The organism is Sphingomonas sp. PP-CC-3A-396, assembly GCF_004343105.1.
Taxonomy (GTDB): domain Bacteria; phylum Pseudomonadota; class Alphaproteobacteria; order Sphingomonadales; family Sphingomonadaceae; genus Sphingomonas.
In genome coordinates this window covers 166,233-184,994 of the sequence record NZ_SLYF01000007.1, presented here as the reverse complement: position 1 = coordinate 184,994, position 18,762 = coordinate 166,233, and the positions used below count along the sequence as shown (strand labels likewise).

At 65.0% G+C, this 18,762-nt stretch carries 22 protein-coding genes; 12 read left to right on the top strand and 10 right to left on the bottom strand.

Going from position 1 to position 18,762, the window contains the following annotated elements; all coding sequences use genetic code 11:
* Positions 1–10 precede the first annotated feature (10 nt).
* Positions 11–406, bottom strand: a complete 396-nt coding sequence (secG, locus tag C8J40_RS14910) for a preprotein translocase subunit SecG (RefSeq protein ID WP_056050855.1) — start codon at positions 404–406, stop codon at positions 11–13.
* Positions 407–640: 234 nt separating this feature from the next.
* Here secG and C8J40_RS14905 point away from each other — a divergent pair, with 234 nt between their 5' ends.
* The 8 genes from C8J40_RS14905 to eda all read left to right on the top strand — a co-directional run bounded on the left by C8J40_RS14905 (position 641) and on the right by eda (position 8,160).
* Positions 641–970 (top strand): MarR family transcriptional regulator, encoded by a 330-nt coding sequence (locus tag C8J40_RS14905; RefSeq protein WP_132897785.1) that lies wholly within the window; start codon positions 641–643, stop codon positions 968–970.
* Entirely contained in the window at positions 897–1,316 is a 420-nt protein-coding gene (locus C8J40_RS20385) for an SH3 domain-containing protein (RefSeq protein WP_165911467.1), read from the top strand. The genes C8J40_RS14905 and C8J40_RS20385 overlap by 74 nt, the downstream gene beginning before the upstream one ends.
* Entirely contained in the window at positions 1,313–2,236 is a 924-nt protein-coding gene (gene argC / locus C8J40_RS14895) for an N-acetyl-gamma-glutamyl-phosphate reductase (RefSeq protein WP_132897683.1), read from the top strand. The genes C8J40_RS20385 and argC overlap by 4 nt, the downstream gene beginning before the upstream one ends.
* Positions 2,237–2,281: 45 nt before the next feature.
* Complete coding sequence (gene zwf / locus C8J40_RS14890) at positions 2,282–3,745, top strand: glucose-6-phosphate dehydrogenase (protein WP_132897682.1); 1,464 nt, start codon at positions 2,282–2,284, stop codon at positions 3,743–3,745.
* Positions 3,746–3,916: 171 nt separating this feature from the next.
* A complete protein-coding gene (gene pgl / locus C8J40_RS14885) occupies positions 3,917–4,621 on the top strand; it encodes a 6-phosphogluconolactonase (RefSeq protein WP_056062623.1) in 705 nt (234 codons plus the stop codon).
* A gap of 2 nt (positions 4,622–4,623) precedes the next feature.
* Entirely contained in the window at positions 4,624–6,438 is a 1,815-nt protein-coding gene (gene edd, locus C8J40_RS14880; protein WP_132897681.1) for a phosphogluconate dehydratase, read from the top strand.
* Between the two features lie 148 nt (positions 6,439–6,586).
* Positions 6,587–7,555: a glucokinase gene (gene glk / locus C8J40_RS14875; protein WP_132897680.1), complete on the top strand. Its 969-nt coding sequence runs from the start codon at positions 6,587–6,589 to the stop codon at positions 7,553–7,555.
* The gene (gene eda / locus C8J40_RS14870) at positions 7,552–8,160 is read left to right on the top strand and encodes a bifunctional 4-hydroxy-2-oxoglutarate aldolase/2-dehydro-3-deoxy-phosphogluconate aldolase (protein ID WP_132897679.1); all 609 of its coding nucleotides are present in this window, start codon (positions 7,552–7,554) and stop codon (positions 8,158–8,160) included. Before glk ends, eda begins: the two co-directional genes overlap by 4 nt.
* A gap of 160 nt (positions 8,161–8,320) precedes the next feature.
* Here the strand turns inward: eda and mltG are convergent, their stop codons facing one another.
* The 6 genes from mltG to fabD form a co-directional block, all read right to left on the bottom strand.
* Positions 8,321–9,289: an endolytic transglycosylase MltG gene (gene mltG, locus C8J40_RS14865; RefSeq protein ID WP_132897678.1), complete on the bottom strand. Its 969-nt coding sequence runs from the start codon at positions 9,287–9,289 to the stop codon at positions 8,321–8,323.
* 71 nt (positions 9,290–9,360) lie between these two features.
* On the bottom strand, positions 9,361–10,623 hold the full coding sequence (fabF, locus tag C8J40_RS14860; RefSeq protein ID WP_132897677.1) for a beta-ketoacyl-ACP synthase II: 1,263 nt from the start codon (positions 10,621–10,623) through the stop codon (positions 9,361–9,363).
* A 121-nt stretch (positions 10,624–10,744) separates the two neighbouring features.
* Positions 10,745–10,981, bottom strand: coding sequence for an acyl carrier protein (locus tag C8J40_RS14855; protein ID WP_031393971.1), 237 nt, complete (start codon positions 10,979–10,981; stop codon positions 10,745–10,747).
* 77 nt (positions 10,982–11,058) lie between these two features.
* Positions 11,059–11,799, bottom strand: coding sequence for a 3-oxoacyl-[acyl-carrier-protein] reductase (gene fabG / locus C8J40_RS14850; RefSeq protein ID WP_132897676.1), 741 nt, complete (start codon positions 11,797–11,799; stop codon positions 11,059–11,061).
* An 11-nt stretch (positions 11,800–11,810) separates the two neighbouring features.
* Entirely contained in the window at positions 11,811–12,230 is a 420-nt protein-coding gene (locus C8J40_RS14845; RefSeq protein WP_132897675.1) for a GxxExxY protein, read from the bottom strand.
* A gap of 27 nt (positions 12,231–12,257) precedes the next feature.
* Positions 12,258–13,217 carry an ACP S-malonyltransferase gene (gene fabD, locus C8J40_RS14840; RefSeq protein ID WP_132897674.1) on the bottom strand — a complete coding sequence of 320 codons (960 nt, stop codon included), beginning with the start codon at positions 13,215–13,217 and terminating at the stop codon, positions 12,258–12,260.
* A 199-nt stretch (positions 13,218–13,416) separates the two neighbouring features.
* Between fabD and C8J40_RS14835 the strand changes: the two genes are divergently transcribed.
* The 4 genes from C8J40_RS14835 (at position 13,417) to rplI (ending at position 15,215) form a co-directional block, all read left to right on the top strand.
* Positions 13,417–13,773, top strand: coding sequence for an RcnB family protein (locus C8J40_RS14835; protein ID WP_132897673.1), 357 nt, complete (start codon positions 13,417–13,419; stop codon positions 13,771–13,773).
* Positions 13,774–13,945: 172 nt separating this feature from the next.
* The gene (rpsF, locus tag C8J40_RS14830) at positions 13,946–14,380 is read left to right on the top strand and encodes a 30S ribosomal protein S6 (protein ID WP_056050884.1); all 435 of its coding nucleotides are present in this window, start codon (positions 13,946–13,948) and stop codon (positions 14,378–14,380) included.
* Positions 14,381–14,382: 2 nt separating this feature from the next.
* The gene (rpsR, locus tag C8J40_RS14825) at positions 14,383–14,607 is read left to right on the top strand and encodes a 30S ribosomal protein S18 (RefSeq protein ID WP_031393978.1); all 225 of its coding nucleotides are present in this window, start codon (positions 14,383–14,385) and stop codon (positions 14,605–14,607) included.
* Between the two features lie 11 nt (positions 14,608–14,618).
* Positions 14,619–15,215: a 50S ribosomal protein L9 gene (rplI, locus tag C8J40_RS14820; RefSeq protein ID WP_056050886.1), complete on the top strand. Its 597-nt coding sequence runs from the start codon at positions 14,619–14,621 to the stop codon at positions 15,213–15,215.
* A 423-nt stretch (positions 15,216–15,638) separates the two neighbouring features.
* Here rplI and rmuC read toward each other — a convergent pair whose 3' ends face one another.
* From rmuC to recR, 3 genes are all read right to left on the bottom strand, one after another.
* The gene (rmuC, locus tag C8J40_RS14815) at positions 15,639–17,090 is read right to left on the bottom strand and encodes a DNA recombination protein RmuC (RefSeq protein WP_132897672.1); all 1,452 of its coding nucleotides are present in this window, start codon (positions 17,088–17,090) and stop codon (positions 15,639–15,641) included.
* Positions 17,091–17,563: 473 nt separating this feature from the next.
* Positions 17,564–18,088: a peptide deformylase gene (gene def / locus C8J40_RS14810; RefSeq protein ID WP_132897671.1), complete on the bottom strand. Its 525-nt coding sequence runs from the start codon at positions 18,086–18,088 to the stop codon at positions 17,564–17,566.
* Positions 18,089–18,134: 46 nt separating this feature from the next.
* The gene (recR, locus tag C8J40_RS14805) at positions 18,135–18,731 is read right to left on the bottom strand and encodes a recombination mediator RecR (protein WP_056052820.1); all 597 of its coding nucleotides are present in this window, start codon (positions 18,729–18,731) and stop codon (positions 18,135–18,137) included.
* Between the last annotated feature and the right edge of the window lie 31 nt (positions 18,732–18,762).

Here is an 18,762-nt window from a genome sequence, read left to right as displayed (position 1 = left end):
AATGGAGTGTTTAGTTGGCTAGCGGGACCGCGCCGTTGTCGGCCGGTTTGGTCGTGCCAGCCGGGACGCCGGCGTTCTCGGCGCCACCGGCGAACGGAGCCGCATCACCCTTGGGCTGCGCGGTCGGAACGGCAGTCGCCGCCGCCGGAGTGCGGGCGAGCGACGTGTCGATCGTGGTGGTGCGGTGATTCGCCGCGAGGACCGCGAGCAGGATCGAGAACAGCACGAACATCGTCGCGAGGACGCCGGTCGCGCGGGTCAGGAAATCGGCCGCGCCGCGGGCCGACATCAGGCCGGACGGGCTACCGCCCATACCCAGACCGCCGCCTTCCGACCGCTGCATGAGGATCACCGTGACGAGGGCGGCCGCGATGATCGCGTGGATGACGAGCAGAAAGGCGAACATTGCGCGGAAAACCCCGGAACTTTTGCGAAGGCGCGCACATAGGCGACACCGAGGTTTCGATCAACCGCAACACGGGCTCCGCATATCGCAAGCCAATCGCAAAACGACGGAAACATGACGTCCGGGGGGCGTTGTGACCCCGTAATGACGCTCATGACTGGGTATCGTGCATATAAATTCAGATGGCGGATCAACGCTGTGGCATCAATGGCAGCCAATACCTTATCGACCTGGATGACCGCTCTGGTGGATTATGTCCGCTCGGGTGAACCCGATCTGACCAATCGTCAGATGGCATTGCTACTGCTCGTCTACCTCAAACCGGGGCCGCATACGGTGCGCGGCCTTGCCCGTGCGCTGAACGTATCGAAGCCCGTTGTCACGCGCGCCTTGAACAGATTGGGTGCCCTCGGCTATCTGCGCCGGCAACGCGACGATAGCGACAAGCGAAACATCTTCGTCGCGCGCACCACCGAAGGGGCAGATTTTCTTGAAGAGTTCGGGCAATTCATCGGCGACGGCCCCGCCCCAGCCGGCTCAAACGGTCACGCCGCTCACGCTTGAGCCATTCGACGATAAGGCCCGGACCAGCTTCGCGCTGACGGGCCGCTCGGTCGACCTCGACCCGCGCACGCACGCCGTTCGCCGCGATATCGCCGATATTCGCCTCGCCGAATACGTATTCGCTCCACACTATGCGGTGCCGATGATACGGCCCGTCGCGCGCACAGCTTTGTTGCGCAGCGGACGAGACGAAGCGAGCGATACGATGGTCGACCTAAAGCCTGGCGACAGTTTCGAAGTGCTGGAAATTGCCGGCGTTTCCGCATGGGGCGTTGCGCGTCCGAGCGGGCTGGTCGGCTATGTCGAGGCGGCGGCGCTCGATCTTTCGACGACGGATGCGGCATGACCACAGTCTTCATCGATGGCGCGGTCGGCACCACCGGTCTCGAGATCCGCGAACGGCTTGCCGGGCGGACCGACATCACGCTGGCGTTGCTGGCGGAGGATCGGCGCAAGGATCCGGCGGCGCGTCGCGAGGCGCTGAACGATGCCGATTTCGTCATCCTGTGCCTGCCCGACGACGCGTCGCGCGAAGCCATCACGCTAATCGACAATGACCGCACGCGAGTCATCGATGCATCGAGCGCGCACCGCGTCGCCGCTGGCTGGACCTATGGCTTCCCCGAATTGCCGGGTCAGGCGGAGAAGGTGGCGGCCGCGATGCGCGTGTCGAACCCCGGCTGCTATCCGACCGGTTTCCTCGCGCTGGTCGCGCCACTGGTCAGCGCCGGGCTTATCCCCGCCGATCTTCCACTCAGCGTCAACGCGACCTCGGGTTATTCGGGTGGCGGCAAGGCGATGATCGCCGCGTTCGAGAATGGTGAGTCCGCGACGGCGTTCCGCGCCTACGCGCTCGGCCTCGCGCACAAGCATATCGCCGAGATGACGCAGCATGCCAGTCTCACCCACGCGCCGATCTTCGCGCCTGCGGTGGCGAACACCTATCGCGGCATGGTCGTCGAAGTGCCGTTGCACCTCCACGCCCTGCCCGGCCGCCCCATGCTCGCGGCGATCGAAGACGTGCTGCGCGCTGCGTTCGATGGCTCGAAGCTCGTCTCGGTTGCCCCCGGCGATATCGGCTCGGTCGATATCGAGGAGAATGCAGGGACCGATCGGCTGACGCTGAGGGTTTGCGGCAATGACGCTGTCGGTCATGCGCGGCTGGTCGCGACGCTCGACAATCTGGGCAAGGGTGCCGGCGGTGCCGCGGTCCAGAACCTCAACATCATGGCCGGTGTCGATCCCGTAGCCGGCCTCGTTTTCTAGGACCGGCGTTTTCCGCCCGGTCCATCGCCACATCCAGGAGCTTCCATGCACCGTAATCCCGTAGCCAAGCTGCTCCTGTTCGGCGCGACCGGCGATCTCGCACAGCGCATGCTGCTGCCGTCGCTCTATGGTCTGCACGCCGACGGGTTGCTGCCCGAGGAACTAACGATTACCGGCGCCGCGCGTCACGAGCATGACGACAAGGATTACCGCAAGTTCGCGAAGAAGGCGCTCGACGAGTTCCTGCCCGAGGATCGCAAGGACGAGAGCGCGATCGGGACGTTCCTCGACCGGATCTTCTACCAGCCGACCGACCTGTCGGATCCGGCGAGCTTCCAGCCGCTGGCGGACAAGATCGGCGATATTTCGGGCGGCTTGGCGATCTATCTGTCGACCGCACCCTCGTTATTCGAAGCTGCGATTGAGGGTCTCCACAAGGTCGGCCTGGCTGGTGAGACGGTCCGTGTCGGCCTCGAGAAGCCACTCGGCTACGACCTGGAGACCAGCCGCGAGATCAACGATTCGGTGGCGAAGGCTTTTCCGGAAGACCGGACCTACCGGATCGATCATTATCTCGGCAAGGAAACCGTCCAGAACATCCTCGCGCTGCGCTTCGGCAACTCGTTCTTCGAGCCGGTGTGGAACGCGCAGGGGATCGACAACGTCCAGATCACGATCTCGGAGACGGTCGGGCTCGAAGAGCGCGCCGGCTATTACGAGACCGCGGGCGCGCTGCGCGACATGGTCGCCAACCACATGCTCCAGTTGCTCGCGCTGATCGCGATGGAGCCCCCCGCGCGCTTCGAGGGCACCGACGTCCGCGACGAAAAGTCGAAGGTGTTCCGCTCGCTGCGCATGATCAAGCCCGAGGAAGTGCCGCACGTCACGGTCACCGGCCAGTACGGCGAAGGCGCGGTAAAGGGGAAGTTCGTCAAGAGCTACTCCGACGAACTCGGCCAACCGTCTACCACCGAGACGTTCGTCGCGATCAAAGCGCATGTCGACAACTGGCGCTGGCAGGGCGTGCCGTTCTACCTGCGCACCGGCAAGCGCATGGCCACGCGCCGCAGCGAGATCGCGATCCAGTTCAAGGCGGTCCCGCACTCAATGTTCGCAGGGCGTGGCGGGTTGCTCCAGCCCAACATGCTGATCATCCGCCTCCAACCTGAGGAATATATCCAGTTGCTGGTGATGGCGAAGGAGCCGGGGCTTGACCGCGAGGGCGTCCGCCTCCGCGAAGTGCCGCTGAACCTGAGCATGGATGCCGAGTTTGCAGGCTCGCGTCGGCGGATCGCGTATGAACGTCTGCTGCTAGACCTGATCGAGGGCGACCAGACGCTGTTCGTGCGCCGTGACGAGGTCGAGGCGCAATGGACCTGGATCGACGCGATCCGCGAGGGCTGGAAGGCCAACGCGATGAAGCCCAAGAGCTATGCCTCGGGCAGCTGGGGTCCGTCGGCCGCGATTGCGCTGACCGAGCGCGACGGCGTGACCTGGCAGGACGACTGAGTTTGGTTTCTTCCGTTCGTCCCGAGTAGCCTTCGAGCGAGGTCGAGAAGGCGTATCGAGGGATCGGCCCGATTGTGGCATTGTACCTCGATACGGGGTCTCGGCTTCGCTCGATCCCTACTCGGCACGAACGGCATTTTTGACAGCAATTTTCTGAGTGAGTTCAAGTTTATGACCGAAATCGAATGGTGGGAATATGACGACGCAGGCGAGCTCGCCAACGCGGTCGCAGGCGATATCCAGTTCGTCATCGAGAGCGCGCTCGACGCGCGCGGCTCGGCGGTGATCGCGCTGGCGGGCGGCAAGACGCCGTTCGCCGCGTATGAGAAGCTCGCCCAAGCGAAGCTCGACTGGAAGAAGGTCACGATCATCCCGGGCGACGAACGTATCGTGAAGCTCGGCGATCCGCTGTCCAACGTGACGGCGCTGGCGAAGATCTTCCTTCCCAAGGGCGCGCGCGTGAAGCCGATCGTTCCCGAAGCGATGTCGGACTACAAGGCGGCCGGTCGTTCGGCGGATGCGCTGATGCAGGACCTGCACTGGCCGCTCGACTTCTGCCTGCTCGGCATGGGCGGCGACGGACACACCGCGTCGATCTTCCCCGGCCCCGATTATGACGAGGCGCTGAGCGGTCCAAAGGAACGCCGTGCGCTCGGCGTGATGCCCGATCCGCTGCCACCCGAGGCTCCGCTCGCACGCGTGACGCTGTCGGCGGCGGCAATCGCATCGTCGAAGGCGCTGATGATCATGATCACCGGCGACGCGAAGAAAAAGGTGCTCGAGCAGGCGATCGAACAGGGGCCGTCGTCGTCCTATCCGATCGGCCGCGTGCTGGCCGAGGTCGAGCTGCCGGTCGACGTGCACTGGGCGCCGTGACGATGCTCAACGCCGTCGTCTCCGCGGTCACCGATCGGATCATCGAACGCTCGCGCGACAGCCGCGCCGCCTATCTCGCGCTGATCGAGCGCGAGGCGGCGGCGCAGGTCCGGCGCCCCGGCCTTGGCTGCGCGAACCTCGCGCACGCCTATGCCGGGACCGAGGAAGACCGCGACGCGATGAAGGCCGATGCCGGCATGAACATCGGCATCGTCACCGCGTATAACGATATGCTTTCCGCACACGCGGTCTACTATCGCTATCCGGAACTGATGAAGATCTGGGCGCGCGAAGCGGGGGCGACCGCGCAGGTCGCGGGCGGCGTGCCAGCGATGTGCGACGGCGTGACGCAAGGCTATCCCGGCATGGAGCTTTCGCTGTTCAGCCGCGACACGATCGCGCTGAGCACGGCGATTGCGCTGAGCCATGGCACGTTCGAGGGCGCGGCGCTGCTCGGCATCTGCGACAAGATCGTACCGGGTTTGCTGATGGGTGCGCTGCGCTTCGGGCATCTGCCGATGGTGCTGATCCCAGGTGGGCCAATGCCGACAGGCTTGCCGAACAAGGCGAAGGCGGCGGTCCGCGAAAAATTCGCGGAAGGGCTGGTCGGGCGCGACGAGCTGCTCGAAGCCGAGATCGGCGCGTATCATTCGAAGGGGACGTGCACCTTCTATGGCACGGCGAACACCAACCAGATGATGATGGAGGTCATGGGCCTCCACATGCCGGGCGCGGCGTTCGTCAATCCGGGCACCAAGCTGCGCCAGGAACTAACGCGGGCGGCGGTGCATCGCTTGGCGAAGATCGGCGCGCGCGGTGATTCCTACCGGCCGCTCGGACATTGCGTCGACGAGAAGGCGATCGTGAACGCCGCGGTCGGCCTGCTCGCGACGGGAGGCTCGACCAACCATCTGCTCCACGTCCCGGCGATCGCTCGCGCGGCGGGGATCATCATCGACTGGGAGGATTTCGACCGCCTCTCCTGCGCGGTACCGCTGATCGCGCGCGTCTATCCCAACGGCTCGGCGGACGTGAACGCGTTCGAGGCTGCCGGGGGCATGCCCTACGTGATCCGCGAACTGCTCGGCGAAGGGTTGTTGCACGGCGACATCATGACGATCGGCGGCGACGACCTGTCCGCGTATGCGAAGACTGCGGTGGTCGAGGGCGATACGCTCGGCTGGCGCGATACGCCGGATAGCGGTGACGAGACGATTCTGCGTCCTGCCACTGCGCCCTTCTCGCCGGATGGCGGGATGCGGATTCTCGCGGGCAATATCGGCCGCGCGTGCATCAAGGTGTCGGCGGTCGAGCGCGAGCGGTGGATCGTCGAGGCGCCCGCGATGGTGTTCGACGACCAGCTCGACGTGATCGAGGCATTCAAGCGCGGCGAGCTGGAGAAGGACGTCGTTGTCGTCGTCCGCTTCCAGGGGCCGCGCGCGAACGGCATGCCCGAGCTCCACAAGCTGACGCCGCCGCTGGGGGTGTTGCAGAATCGCGGGTTCAAGGTGGCGTTGGTCACCGATGGCCGGATGTCGGGCGCCAGCGGGAAAGTGCCTTGCGCGATCCATTGCTCGCCGGAGGCGCTGCTCGACGGTGCGATCGGGTTGATTCGCGATGGCGACATGATTCGGGTGGATGCGGTCAACGGCACGCTGGATGCGCTGGTCGACGCGGACGTGTGGGCGACGCGCGAGATGGTCGCGGTTCCGCCACCGGTGAGCGGCATGGGCCGCGAGCTGTTCGGCATGTTCCGCGGGCTTGCCGACGAGGCCGAGAAGGGCGCGTCGGCAATGCTGGCGGGGGCTGGGCTTTAGAACGTCACAGGAACCGCCGTCGCCTCAGCCACACCCCCGTCATCCCGGCGAAAGCCGGGACCTCGCGCCACGGGGACGGACTATGCGGCCTGAGATCCCAGCTTTCGCTGGGATGACGGGGGGACAATAATAATAGACGGAGGATGACATGGAAATCGTAGCGGCAGATATCGGCGGAACGCACGCCCGCTTCGCGATCGCCGAAGTCGAGAACGGCCGCGTCGTCTCGCTCGGCGAGCCGGCGACGCTGAAGACCGCGGACCACGCATCGCTCCAGACCGCGTACCAGGCGTTCGAGGCGGGGCTCGACCGGCCGCTGCCTCGTGCGCTAGCGATCGCGGTCGCCTCGCCGGTCGCGAACGATGTCATCCGCCTGACCAACAACCCGTGGATCATCCGCAAGTCGCTGATCACCGAGCGGCTGAAGGCCGACCAATGGGTGGTCGTCAACGATTTCGGCGCGGTCGGCCATGCCGTCGCGCAGGTGCCCAGCAGCGACTTCATCCACCTCTGCGGACCCGATACGCCGCTGCCATCCGAGGGCATCACGACGATCTGTGGCCCCGGCACCGGGCTCGGCGTCGCGCAGTTGCTGCGACGCAAAGACGGCTATCAGGTCCTCGAGACCGAGGGCGGCCACATGGACTTCGCCCCGCTCGACGGGATCGAGGATGCGCTGCTTAAGCGGCTGCGCAAGACGTTCACGCGCGTTTCGGCCGAGCGCGTCGTCGCCGGGCCGGGCATCGTCGCGATCTACGAGACGCTCGCCGCGCTGGAGGGCCGCGCGGTTCCTAGCCATGACGACAAGACAATCTGGACCGAAGCGATCGACGGTACCGATTCGATCGCGCTTGCTGCGCTCGACCGGTTCTGCCTCGCGCTCGGCGCGGTCGCGGGCGATCTTGCGCTGGCGCAAGGCGCGAAGGCGGTCGTGATCGCGGGCGGCTTAGGCTTCCGGATCAAGGATCGCCTGATTCGCTCGGGCTTCGACCAGCGGTTCGTCTCCAAGGGGCGCTTCCAGACCATGATGGCGGCAATGCCCGTCAAGCTCATCACCCATCCCCAGCCCGGCCTGTTCGGCGCCGCGGCCGCCTTTGCACAGGAACACACCCAATGACCGCAACTATCGCAGACATCATGCAGACCAGCGCCGTCATTCCGGTGCTCGTGATCGAGGACGCGGCCCTCGCCCGTCCGCTCGCCGAGGCGCTGGTCGCCGGCGGCCTGCGCGTGCTCGAGGTGACGTTGCGTACCGGCGCCGCACTGGAGGCGATCGCCGAGATGAAGAAAGTGCCGGGCGCGATCGTCGGCGCAGGCACCGTCGTCAACACGCAGCAGTTCGCACAGGTCCGTGATGCTGGGGCGGAGTTTATCGTGTCGCCAGGCCTCACCGAACGCCTTGCCACACCAATCATAGAGAGCGGCATTCCGTTCCTGCCGGGGATCGCCAATGCGGCGGATATCATGACCGGGCTCGACCTGGGTCTGACGCACTTCAAGTTCTTCCCGGCGGAGGCGAATGGTGGGTTGAAGGCGCTTAAGGCGCTGGCCGCGCCGTTCTATCAGTGCAGCTTCTGCCCGACCGGCGGGATCACCGAGGCCAGCGCGCCCGAGTGGCTGGCGTTCAAGCCCGTGCTCTGCGTGGGCGGAAGCTGGGTGACCGGCGGGACGATGGCCGAGATCGAGATCAAGGCGCGCGCGGCTAACGCGTTGCGGGGATAACTCCTCCCCGGCACGGGGAGGGGGACCGCGACGCGCAGCGGCGGGGTGGAGGGGGAGCGCCACGAGCGTACCGCCTGCCGTATCCCGCCACTGACGGTACGCGCGCGGTGAGCCCCCTCCACCATCCTGCGGATGGTCCCCCTCCCCGTTCCGGGGAGGATTACATCTCGCCGCGGGCTTTGCGGATGGCGTACCATTTCTTCACGTTGGCGTTGTGTTCGGCCAGCGTGTTCGCGAAGACGTGACCGCCGGTGCCATCCGCGACGAAATACAGCGCCTGGGTCTGCGCCGGGTCGAGCACCGCGTCGATCGAGGCGCGGCCCGGGTTGGCGATCGGGCCGACCGGGAGGCCGGCTTCGGCGTAGGTGTTGTAGCCGTTCTTCGCGTGCAGTTCCGACCGCAGGATGCGGCGGCCTAGCGGGCGGCCCTTGGTGATCGGGTAGATCACGGTCGGGTCAGCCTGGAGCGGCATGCCGCCCCGCAGGCGGTTGCCGTAGACCGCGGCGACGGTGCGGCGTTCGGAGGGCTTGCCGGTTTCCTTCTCGACGATCGAGGCGAGGATGATCGCCTGTTCGGGCGTCGTCACCGCGATACCGGGCTTGCGCGCGGCCCAGGCGGTGGCGAGGTAGGTCTTCATCGCCGACTGCATCCGGGTGACGACCGATGCGCGGGTGTCGCCGCGCTGAAACGCGTAGCTGTCGGGCAGGATCGAACCCTCCGCGGGTACCGGCACGGTTCCGGTCAGGCCATCCGCCTTCGTCAGCGCGTCGTGGACAAGGACCGAGGGATAGCCTTCGGGGACCACCACCAGTCGCTGGACGACCTTGCCGCCCTGCATCAGCTTGAGGATATCGGACTGGCTGGTGTGTGGCGCGATGCGGTATTCGCCGGCCTTGATCGGGGCGCTCGAGCCGAACAGGCGGGCGTAGAGACGGAAGCGTCGGGCGGAGGAAATCGCACGGGCTTTTTCGAGTTCGGTGGCGGCGCCGGCCAGCGTGCTGCCTTCGCCGATCTGTACGGTCAGCGTGCGGGCCGCTGGGCCGGCACCGCCCCAGCCCTGGACGACGAGGAACAGCGCGACGACTGCCACCAGGCCGACGATGAATCCGAAACAGCCGACCTTGCGCATTGGTACTCCTTGGATCCCCGCGAAGGCGGGGACCCAGTCTGGGCCCCCGCCTTCGCGGGGGAACAAGGTTTTTAGCGGACCTTCGTCATGACCAGCGACGCGTTGGTGCCGCCGAAGCCGAACGAATTGTTCAGCACCGCGCGGACTTCACGCTTCTTGGCCACGTGCGGCACGAGGTCCACGCCCACGCAGCTGTCGCTCGGATTGTCGAGGTTCAGCGTCGGCGGAACGATCTGATCGCGCAGCGCGAGGATACAGAAGATGCTCTCTACCGCACCAGCACCGCCGAGCAGATGGCCGATCGCCGACTTGGTCGACGACATCGACAGGCCCGAGATCGCATCGCCGAACAAGCGACGGACTGCGCCCAGTTCGAGCTCGTCGCCGAGCGGCGTCGAAGTGCCGTGCGCGTTGATGTAGTCGATGTCCTCGAGCTTGAGGCCCGACTTCTTGATCGCCATCTGCATCGAGCGGAACGCGCCGTCGCCTTCCGGATGCGGCGCGGTGACGTGATACGCGTCGCCCGACAGACCGTAGCCGATCACCTCGGCATAGATTTTCGCGCCGCGTGCCTTGGCGTGTTCGTACTCCTCGAGCACCAGCACGCCGGCGCCCTCGCCCATCACAAAGCCGTCGCGGTCCTTGTCGTAGGGACGCGAGGCCTTTTCCGGCGAATCATTGAAGTTGGTCGACAGCGCGCGGGCCTGTGCGAACCCGGCGATGCCGAGCGGGCAGACGGTGCCCTCCGCGCCGCCCGCGAGCATCACGTCGGCGTCGTCCATCGCGATCATCCGTGCGGCATCGCCGATCGCATGCGCGCCGGTCGAGCAGGCCGTGACGACGGCGTGATTCGGACCACGCAGGCCGTATTTGATCGAGACCTGGCCCGAGATCAGGTTGATCAGCCGACCGTGGACGAAGTGCGGCGAGACGCGACGCGGACCCTTGGTGTGGAGCACGATCGATTCGCTCTCGATGCCCGGCAGGCCGCCGATGCCCGAGCCGATCGAGACGCCGGCACGCCAGCTCTCTTCGAGCGTCATCTCGGTGAGGCCGGCATCTTCTAAGGCCTGACCAGCGGCGTCGATGCCGTAGATGATGAACGGATCGACCTGGCGCTGGACCTTGTGGTCGACACGCTTGCCGGGATCGAAGCCATATTCGTGGTCGGCCGGTTTCACCTCGCAGGCGATGCGGCACACCTGATCCGACGCGTCGAAGCGCGTGATCGGGCCCGCGCCCGACTTGCCGGCGAGGATATTCGCCCAGGCCGTTTCAACATCCGCCCCCAAGGGGGTGACCAGGCCTAGCCCGGTTACGACGACACGCCGCATGGCTTCAAACTCCGTCTGCTCTCAAAACGAAACGGCTCCCCGCCCTCTTTGCCCAAGGACGGGGAGCCGCTCAAATCACACCCATCAGGGCAGGTCCAAAGTCTCGGACCCTAAACCCTGATCAGGCCTTGTGCTCGTCGATATAGGTGATCGCATCCTTGACGGTCGCAATCTTCTCGGCGGCATCATCGGGGATCTCGACACCGAATTCTTCCTCGAACGCCATGACGAGTTCGACGATGTCGAGGCTGTCTGCGCCCAGGTCGTCGATGAAGCTCGCGTCCTCGGTCACCTTGTCGGCTTCGACGCCGAGATGCTCGACGACGATTTTCTTCACGCGGTCAGCGGTCTCGCTCATGGTAGTTCCCTCTTCAAATCTGGGGGTTTTCGGTATTTCCTGAACGCACCTAGAACGCGGCAGTTCAGCGCGCAAGTTCAGATCATCGCCATCCCGCCGTTCACGTGCACGGTTTGTCCCGTGACGTAGCCGGCTTCACGGCTGGCGAGGTACACGATCGCCGCGCCTATGTCTGCGCCTTCGCCGAGGCGACCGGCGGGAATCTTGGTGGTGAGCGCGGTCTTCTGCGCCTCGGGCAGCGCGTCGGTCATCGGCGAGGTGATGAAGCCGGGCGCGACGCAGTTGACGGTGATGCCGCGGCTGGCGAGTTCCTGCGCCATCGATTTCGACATGCCGATCAGGCCGGCCTTCGATGCGGCGTAGTTGGCCTGGCCGGGATTGCCGGTGACGCCGACGATCGACGTGACCGAGATCATCCGGCCGAAGCGTGCCTTCATCATCGGCTTGGCGGCGGCGCGCATGAGGCGGAACGCGGCTTCGAGATTAACGCGGATGACGCTGTCCCACTCGTCATCCTTCATCCGCATCGCGAGATTGTCGCGGGTGACGCCGGCGTTGTTGACGAGGATGTCTAGCTTGCCGCCGAGCGCCTCGACGGCTTGCGGGACGAGCGCATCGACGGCGGCGGCGTCAGACAGGTTGCAGGGAAGCGCGACGTGGTCGCCGCCGAGGCTCGCGCGGAAGGCTTCGAGCTTGTCCGCGTTGGACCCGGACACGGCTAGGCGTGCACCTTGCGCGGCCAGGGCCTTGGCGATCTCGGACCCGATCCCGCCGGATGCCCCGGTGACGAGGGCGGTCATGCCTGTGAGGTCGAACATTTTGGTCTCCATCAGATTTTGTTCACGCGAAGGCGCGATGGCGCGAAGGGGGTGTAGCCGTTGACGATCCGGCGGAGCCCCTCCTTTAGCGTTTCGCCTCCGAAGTTGATCAGTAGCCCCAAGGGCTGTTTGGTTAGTCGCAGATAGGTCAGCAGTTGCTTTGCATGAGCGGCGTTCAGCCGCTCGACCGACTTGATTTCAACCAGTAGCTGGTTGCCGACGATGAGGTCGATCCGGAACGCCGCGTCGAAATGCAGCCCTTCGAAATCGATCGAGACAGAGCGTTGCCGCTCGACCTCATATCCCAGACTGGCGAGCTTGCTCGCCAAGACAGTCTCGTAGACGCTTTCAAGCAATCCAGGCCCAAGCTCCCGGTGAAGGCGAAGCGACACATCAATGACGTCGGAAGCGGCAGCCTCGAGATCCATCATCTTCGCGCCTTTGCGCCTTCGCGTGAATCACATCTTCTTCACGAATTCCTCGATGTCGTCCATGGTGATGACGCTCGTCGTTTCGGCGTTGGGAGTGATGCGCTTGACCATCGGGCTGAGCACCTTGCCGCCGAATTCGACGAAGTGCTCGACCCCCGCGGCGTGCATCGCCAACACCGATTCGCGCCAGCGGACCATGCCGGTTACCTGTTGCACCAGCAGGTGACGGATTGCGCCTGGGTCGGCGACTGCAGTGACATCTACGTTGGCGAAGACGGGAACGAGGGGCGCGCGGAGGTCGGCGTCCAGGAGGGCGGCTTCCATCGCTTCGGCAGCAGGCTGCATCAAGGGGCAGTGGAAGGGGGCGGATACGGGGAGCAATACCGCGCGCTTGGCGCCGAGGTCCTTGGCCAGTGCGATCGCCTTTTCGATGGCGAGGCGGTGGCCGGAGATGACGACTTGCGACGGGTCGTTGTCGTTGGCGACGGTGCAGATCAGTTCGGGGCCGCCCTCCGCAAGGATCGCGTCGACTGCGGCGCCGGCGATGACCTGCGCCTTTTCGAGATCAGTGCCGAGCAGCGCGGCCATTGCGCCCTCGCCCACCGGAACCGCCGCCTGCATCGCGCGGCCGCGAAGTTTAAGGAGGCGGGCGGTGGTCGACAGGTCGAGCGCACCGGCGGCACACAAGGCGGTATATTCGCCGAGGCTGTGGCCGGCGACGTAATCGGCCTTGTCGGCGAGGCGGAGGCCGCCTTCCTTTTCGGCGACGCGCAAGGTGGCGATCGCGTTCGCCATGATCGCGGGCTGCGCGTTCTCGGTGAGGAGGAGGTTGTCCGCCGGCCCTTCGCTCATCAGGCGGAAAAGGTGCTGGCCGAGAGCCTCGTCGACTTCGGCGAAGACCTCGCGGGCGGTGGCACTGGCGTCGGCGAGCGCCTTGCCCATGCCGACAGACTGGCTCCCCTGGCCGGGGAAGATGAACGCGCGCATGGCCTCTCCTCTATGTTGGGTCTTCGTTTGAGCGCGGGGCCTATAAAGGTGCGCGTCGAGTTGCAACCTGAACGAACCCCGCGGCCTTGCGACAATATGCGACCATTTCGCCGACCTTGCGACAAGCGCCTGCGACAATCCGGTCCCAGATTAGGGATGACGCCGCACAACGGCGCCGTGTTTCAAACGGGAGATTACCATGAAGAAGTTCATCCTCAGCGCACTGACCGCTACCCTCGTCGCCAGCCCGCTGCTCGCCGCAGCCCCGGCCGAGGCACAGCAGCGCCGCGAAGTGACCACCGTGCGCCAGAACAACAACGGCCGCACCGTCGTCACCAAGAAGACCGTCGTTCGCCCGAACCAGTATCGCAACTGGCGCGCCGGCCAGCGCTTCGATCGCCGCTATGCTCAGAACTACCGGGTGATCACGACGTATCGCAACTATCGCCTCGCCGCCCCGCCGCGTGGCAGCCAGTGGGTCCGCTCGGGCAACGACGCGATCCTGATCAACGGCCGCGGCAACGTGGTTCAGGTCCGTGGCGGCGCGTTCCGGTAATAGGGCCGGTAAACCCAACGCCAACCTTGCCTTTGGCGGATAATCGGCTAAGGCCCTCTGCAACCGGGGTGAGAGATTCGCGTCTCTCGCCCCTGTTTGCATTCTAGACGACAGCCGGAGGGGTGCACGCATGGGGCGTGTATCAGCGATCGGCCAAGACGAAGGACAAGACATGGCTCTTTACGAGCACGTGTTCCTTGCGCGCCAGGATCTGGCACAAGCGCAGGTGGACGCACTGGCGGAAATCGCCACCAAGATCGTGAACGACAACGAAGGTCGGGTCGTAAAGACCGAGAACTGGGGCCTGCGTTCGCTGGCGTACAAGATCGCCAAGAACCGCAAGGCGCACTATGTCATGCTCGAGATCGATGCCCCGGGCAGCGTGATCGCAGAGCTGGAGCGCCAGACCCAGATCAACGAAGACATCATCCGTTACATGACGGTCAAGGTCGACACCCTCGAAGAGGGCCCGACCGTGATGATGCGCAAGCAGGATCGTGACCGCGAGCGTCGTGGCGACCGTGAAGGTGGCCGTGAGGGCCGTCCCGATCGTGGCGATCGTCCGGACCGTGGTCCCCGTCGTGACCGCGAAGAGGGAGCTGAATAATCATGGCACGTCCATTCTTCCGCCGCCGCAAGAGCTGCCCGTTCTCCGCCAAAGACGCTCCCCGGATCGACTATAAGGACGTCCGGTTGCTGCAGGGCTTCGTGTCCGAGCGTGGCAAGATCGTCCCGTCGCGTATCACTTCGGTGGCCGCAAAGAAGCAGCGCGAACTGGCTCAGGCTATCAAGCGTGCGCGTCATCTGGGCTTGCTGCCCTACATCGTTAAGTAAGGAGCGCCCACATGGACGTCATTCTGCTTGAGCGCGTCGAAAAGCTTGGTGCTATCGGCGACGTGGTGAAGGTCAAGGACGGTTACGCACGTAACTTCCTGCTTCCCAACAAGAAGGCGCTTCGTTCGAACGAAGCCAACCGCAAGGTGTTCGAGTCGAACCGTGCGAAGATCGAATCGGACAACGCATCGCGTCGCAGCGATGCCGAGACCGAAGCGAAGACCTTCAACGACGCGACCGTGACCCTGATCCGTCAGGCGTCGAACACCGGTCAGCTCTACGGTTCGGTCGCGGTTCGCGATCTGGTCGATGCGCTGGTGGCCGACGGTCACAAGGTCGGCAAGTCGGCGATCGTGCTCGACAAGCCGATCAAGGCGATCGGTGTCTACACCGTCAAGGTATCGCTGCACCCCGAGGTGTCGGTGGCCGTCAAGGTCAACGTCGCCCGCTCGCCTGAAGAGGCCGAGATGCAGGCTTCGGGCGTCGACGTGATGTCGTCGATGTTCGAGCGTGACGAGGCTGGCTTCGTCGAGGATTACGATCCGAACGCAGAGCCCGGCGCGACCGCCGAAGCACCGCGCGACCAGGAGGAAGAGGCGCAGGGTTGATCCCTTCGCTTCCCTTCTTGGCTGATACAGAAAGGCCCGCCCGGAGCGATCCGGGCGGGCCTTTTCTTTTGTGTCTGCGCGACAATTATTAGGGGCAAGTTACGCAGGCGCCGATCATCGCTGCGAAGGGGATGAGAGCGCAGAGGATCGGGACTAGGTGTTTCATGACGGGGTGACTCTTGGGGGTGTTATCCGGTTAATGCGTGGGGTGGAGAAAGGTTGCCGGGAGGTGAACGAATTTTGTACCGATCGGTATTAGGAAATTGACTCTGCGGTATTTAAAAGTTTGCCGCTCCTCTCGGTATCCCACCCCGGCGAAGGCCGGGGCCCAATTGGGGGACGCAGATGGTTCGCGTTGCGGTTCATTAGTGCCACCTTTCCTATTGGGCCCCGGCCTTCGCCGGGGTGGTAGTATTGGCAGTGTCAGCTTTCGACGTTTTCCGGCTTCTCGATCAGCGCAGGCCCCTCGCCTAGCGCCAGCGCGTCGACCGAGGACACGTCCTCCAGATCCCGCGCGCCAGTCTCGATATTCAGGTCGCGGAACTTGCGGCCGGTTACCATCAGGCGGCCGTTGAACGAATTGGTGAAGCCATTGAAGTTCTTCACCGCGCTGTTGAGGCCGACGCCGACCTTCCGCAGGTCGTCCGCCACCTTGGCGAGGCGATCGTGCATTTCCTTGCCGAGTTCACCGATCTTGCGTGCTTCGTTGGCGAGTTTTTCCTGGCGCCAGACCGCCGCGACAGTTCGGGCGATCGCGATCAGGTTCGTTGGCGTGGCCAGCAGCACGCGCTTTTCGAAGGCGAAGTCCCAGAGCGTCGGGTCGTGTTCGAGCGCGGCGGAGAGGAAGTGCTCGCCGGGGACGAACATGATGACGTAGTCGGGCGTGTCCGCGAACTGGCTCCAATAGGCCTTATTGCCGAGGCCGTTGACGTGCGCGCGCATCGACGCAGCATGCGCCGCGAGACCGATCAGCCGTTCGGCATCGTCGACCGCACCGAATGCGTCCTGGTAGGCGTTGAGCGAAACCTTTGCGTCAATGACCAGCGCGCGGCCGCCTGGGACGCGGATGATCGCGTCGGGGCGGAGGCGGGCGCCGTCGTCGCCTACCGCGACCGAGACTTCGGTCTGGAAGTCGGTGTGTTCGCTTAGGCCGCAGGTTTCCAGGACGTTCTTCAGTTGTTGCTCGCCCCAGCGGCCTCTGGATTTGGGGGCGTTGCGGAGGGAGTTTACGAGTTTGGCGGCCTCGGTGGAGACCTTTTCCTGGCCGAGGCGCATCTGTTCGATTTGCCCTTTGAGGTCGCCAAATGCGTCTCGACGCTCGGCCTCGACTTTTGCGACGCCTTCCTCGTAGCGTTGTAGACGGTCGCTTACCGGCTGGAGCATCGATTTCAGGTTGAGGCCGGCGGATTCCTCCGATTGGCGGAAGCGGGCGTCGGCGCGTTCGAGGAATGTCTTCTGCGCATCGCTGAGCAGCTTGTTGGCGACGTCGCCGAACTGCGCGGCCATGACGTCCTTCGCCTCGCGGAGTTCGAGCAGGCGCGCTTCGAACGCCTCGCCTTGGGCTTTGAGCGTGGCGATTTCGGTGCGGGCGGCGTCGCGGTCGGTGCGGATCGTGGCGAGGTCGAGGCGGAGTCGATCGGTGTCGGTAGCGCGCTCGGCGTTCTGCGCGCGGAGGGTGGCGAGGTCCTGCATCGCGGCGTTGCGTTCGCGCTCGACGGCATCGCGCGCGGTGCGGATGAGGTCGGCGTCGGCGACCTTGGTCTGCGCGACGGCGAGTTCGCTGGCTAGGGTGGCGGCTCGGCGGGAGGCCAGGAGCCAGCCGAGGAGGATGCCGGCGGCTAGCGCGAGGACGGCGATAATGGCGAACTCAGCCATTTTACGCGGCCGAAACTGGAGTGAAGTATAGGAAGTGCAGACGCTGGCGCAGCATCTTCTGGGGGTGAGATGGGCGCGCGGGCGCTTGGGTTCGGAAGGAGATTAGGGACGTCATGCGTAGAACATACGTCGAACGATTGATGTAGGACAATCGGAATATTCTGTTCTCCCGCGGAGGCGGGAGTCCAGGGTTACGGGCGGGGGCGTTCGTGGTCCTGGACCCCCGCCTTCGCGGGGGAACTAGAGGGGGACGCTAAACACCAAAAGATCGAGCCTAGCAAATAGCACCACCCCGGCGGAGGCCGGGGCCCAATTGGAAAGGTCGCGTTAACGGAGGACTGCGGGCTATCACCACTGTCCCCCAATTGGGCCCCGGCCTTCGCCGGGGTGGTTGCGTGTGGCGTTAATGCCGCGTTCTTATGCACACACTCTCAGCATAGAGAGCACAGACAGTACCGACACCGCGCGCGCCCTCAGCCCAGCTTGCGCTGCTTCGCCAGCTTCTTCAGCACCATGTCGCGCTTGAGGCGGCTGATGTGGTCGATGAACAGCACGCCGTCGAGATGGTCGATCTCGTGCTGCATGCACGTCGACAGCAGGCCGTCGAAATCCTCCTCATGCGCTGTGCCGGTCTCGTCGAGCCACTTCACGCGGCACCGCGCAGGGCGCGCCACCTCGGCATACTGCTCCGGAATCGAGAGACACCCTTCGTTGTACGTCGACATCTCGTCGCTGACCGACAGGATTTCGGCGTTGATATACGCCTTGGGGTTCTTGATCGGCTTGTCCTCCTCGTCCTTCTCCTCCTGGAGATCGATGACGAGGACGCGCTTCTGCACACCGACCTGGGTCGCGGCGAGGCCGATGCCGTTGAAGTCGTACATCGTCTCGATCATGTCGGCGACGAGCGTGCGGGTGGAGTCGTCGACCGTCTCCACCGGCTCGGCGACGAGGCGCAGGCGGGGATCGGGGACTTCGAGAACGGTCATGACGGTCATAGCGCGTCCGCTAAGGTACGCGTGCCGGGTGCGTCAAGCACCTGGCTCAAGCCATTGGACGCCGGGCGCGCAATGCCTGCGCCAACGTGCCCTCGTCGAGATAGTCGAGTTCGCCGCCGACGGGCAGGCCGTGCGCGAGTTGGGTGACGCGGACGGGGAAGCGTTCGATGCGCTCGGCGATGTAGTGCGCGGTGGTCTGGCCTTCGAGCGTGGCGTTCATCGCGAGGACGACTTCGTCGATGCCGCCGGCTTCGATGCGGCGGACGAGGCTGTCGATGCTGAGATCCTCGGGGCGGATGCCTTCGAGTGCGGACAGGCGGCCGCCGAGGACGTGGAAGCGGCCGGGGAACAGGCGGGAGCGATCGAGCGCCCAGAGATCGGCGACTTCCTCGACCACGCATAGCGAACGCTGGTCGCGGCGCGGGTCGGCGCAGATCGCGCACGGGTTGGTGGTGTCGACGTTGCCGCAGGTCGAGCAATTCTCCAGCCGCTCGTCGACCGCGGTCAGTGCTTCGCGCAAGGGCCCCAGCGCCGCGTCGCGCTTCTTGAGCAGATGCAGCACGGCGCGACGTGCGGACCGGGGGCCGAGGCCGGGGAGCCGGGCCAGCGCCTGCGTCAGCGCCTCGATCTCGGGGGATGCCATGGGGAACAGATAGGGGGTTGCGCGGCTCCCC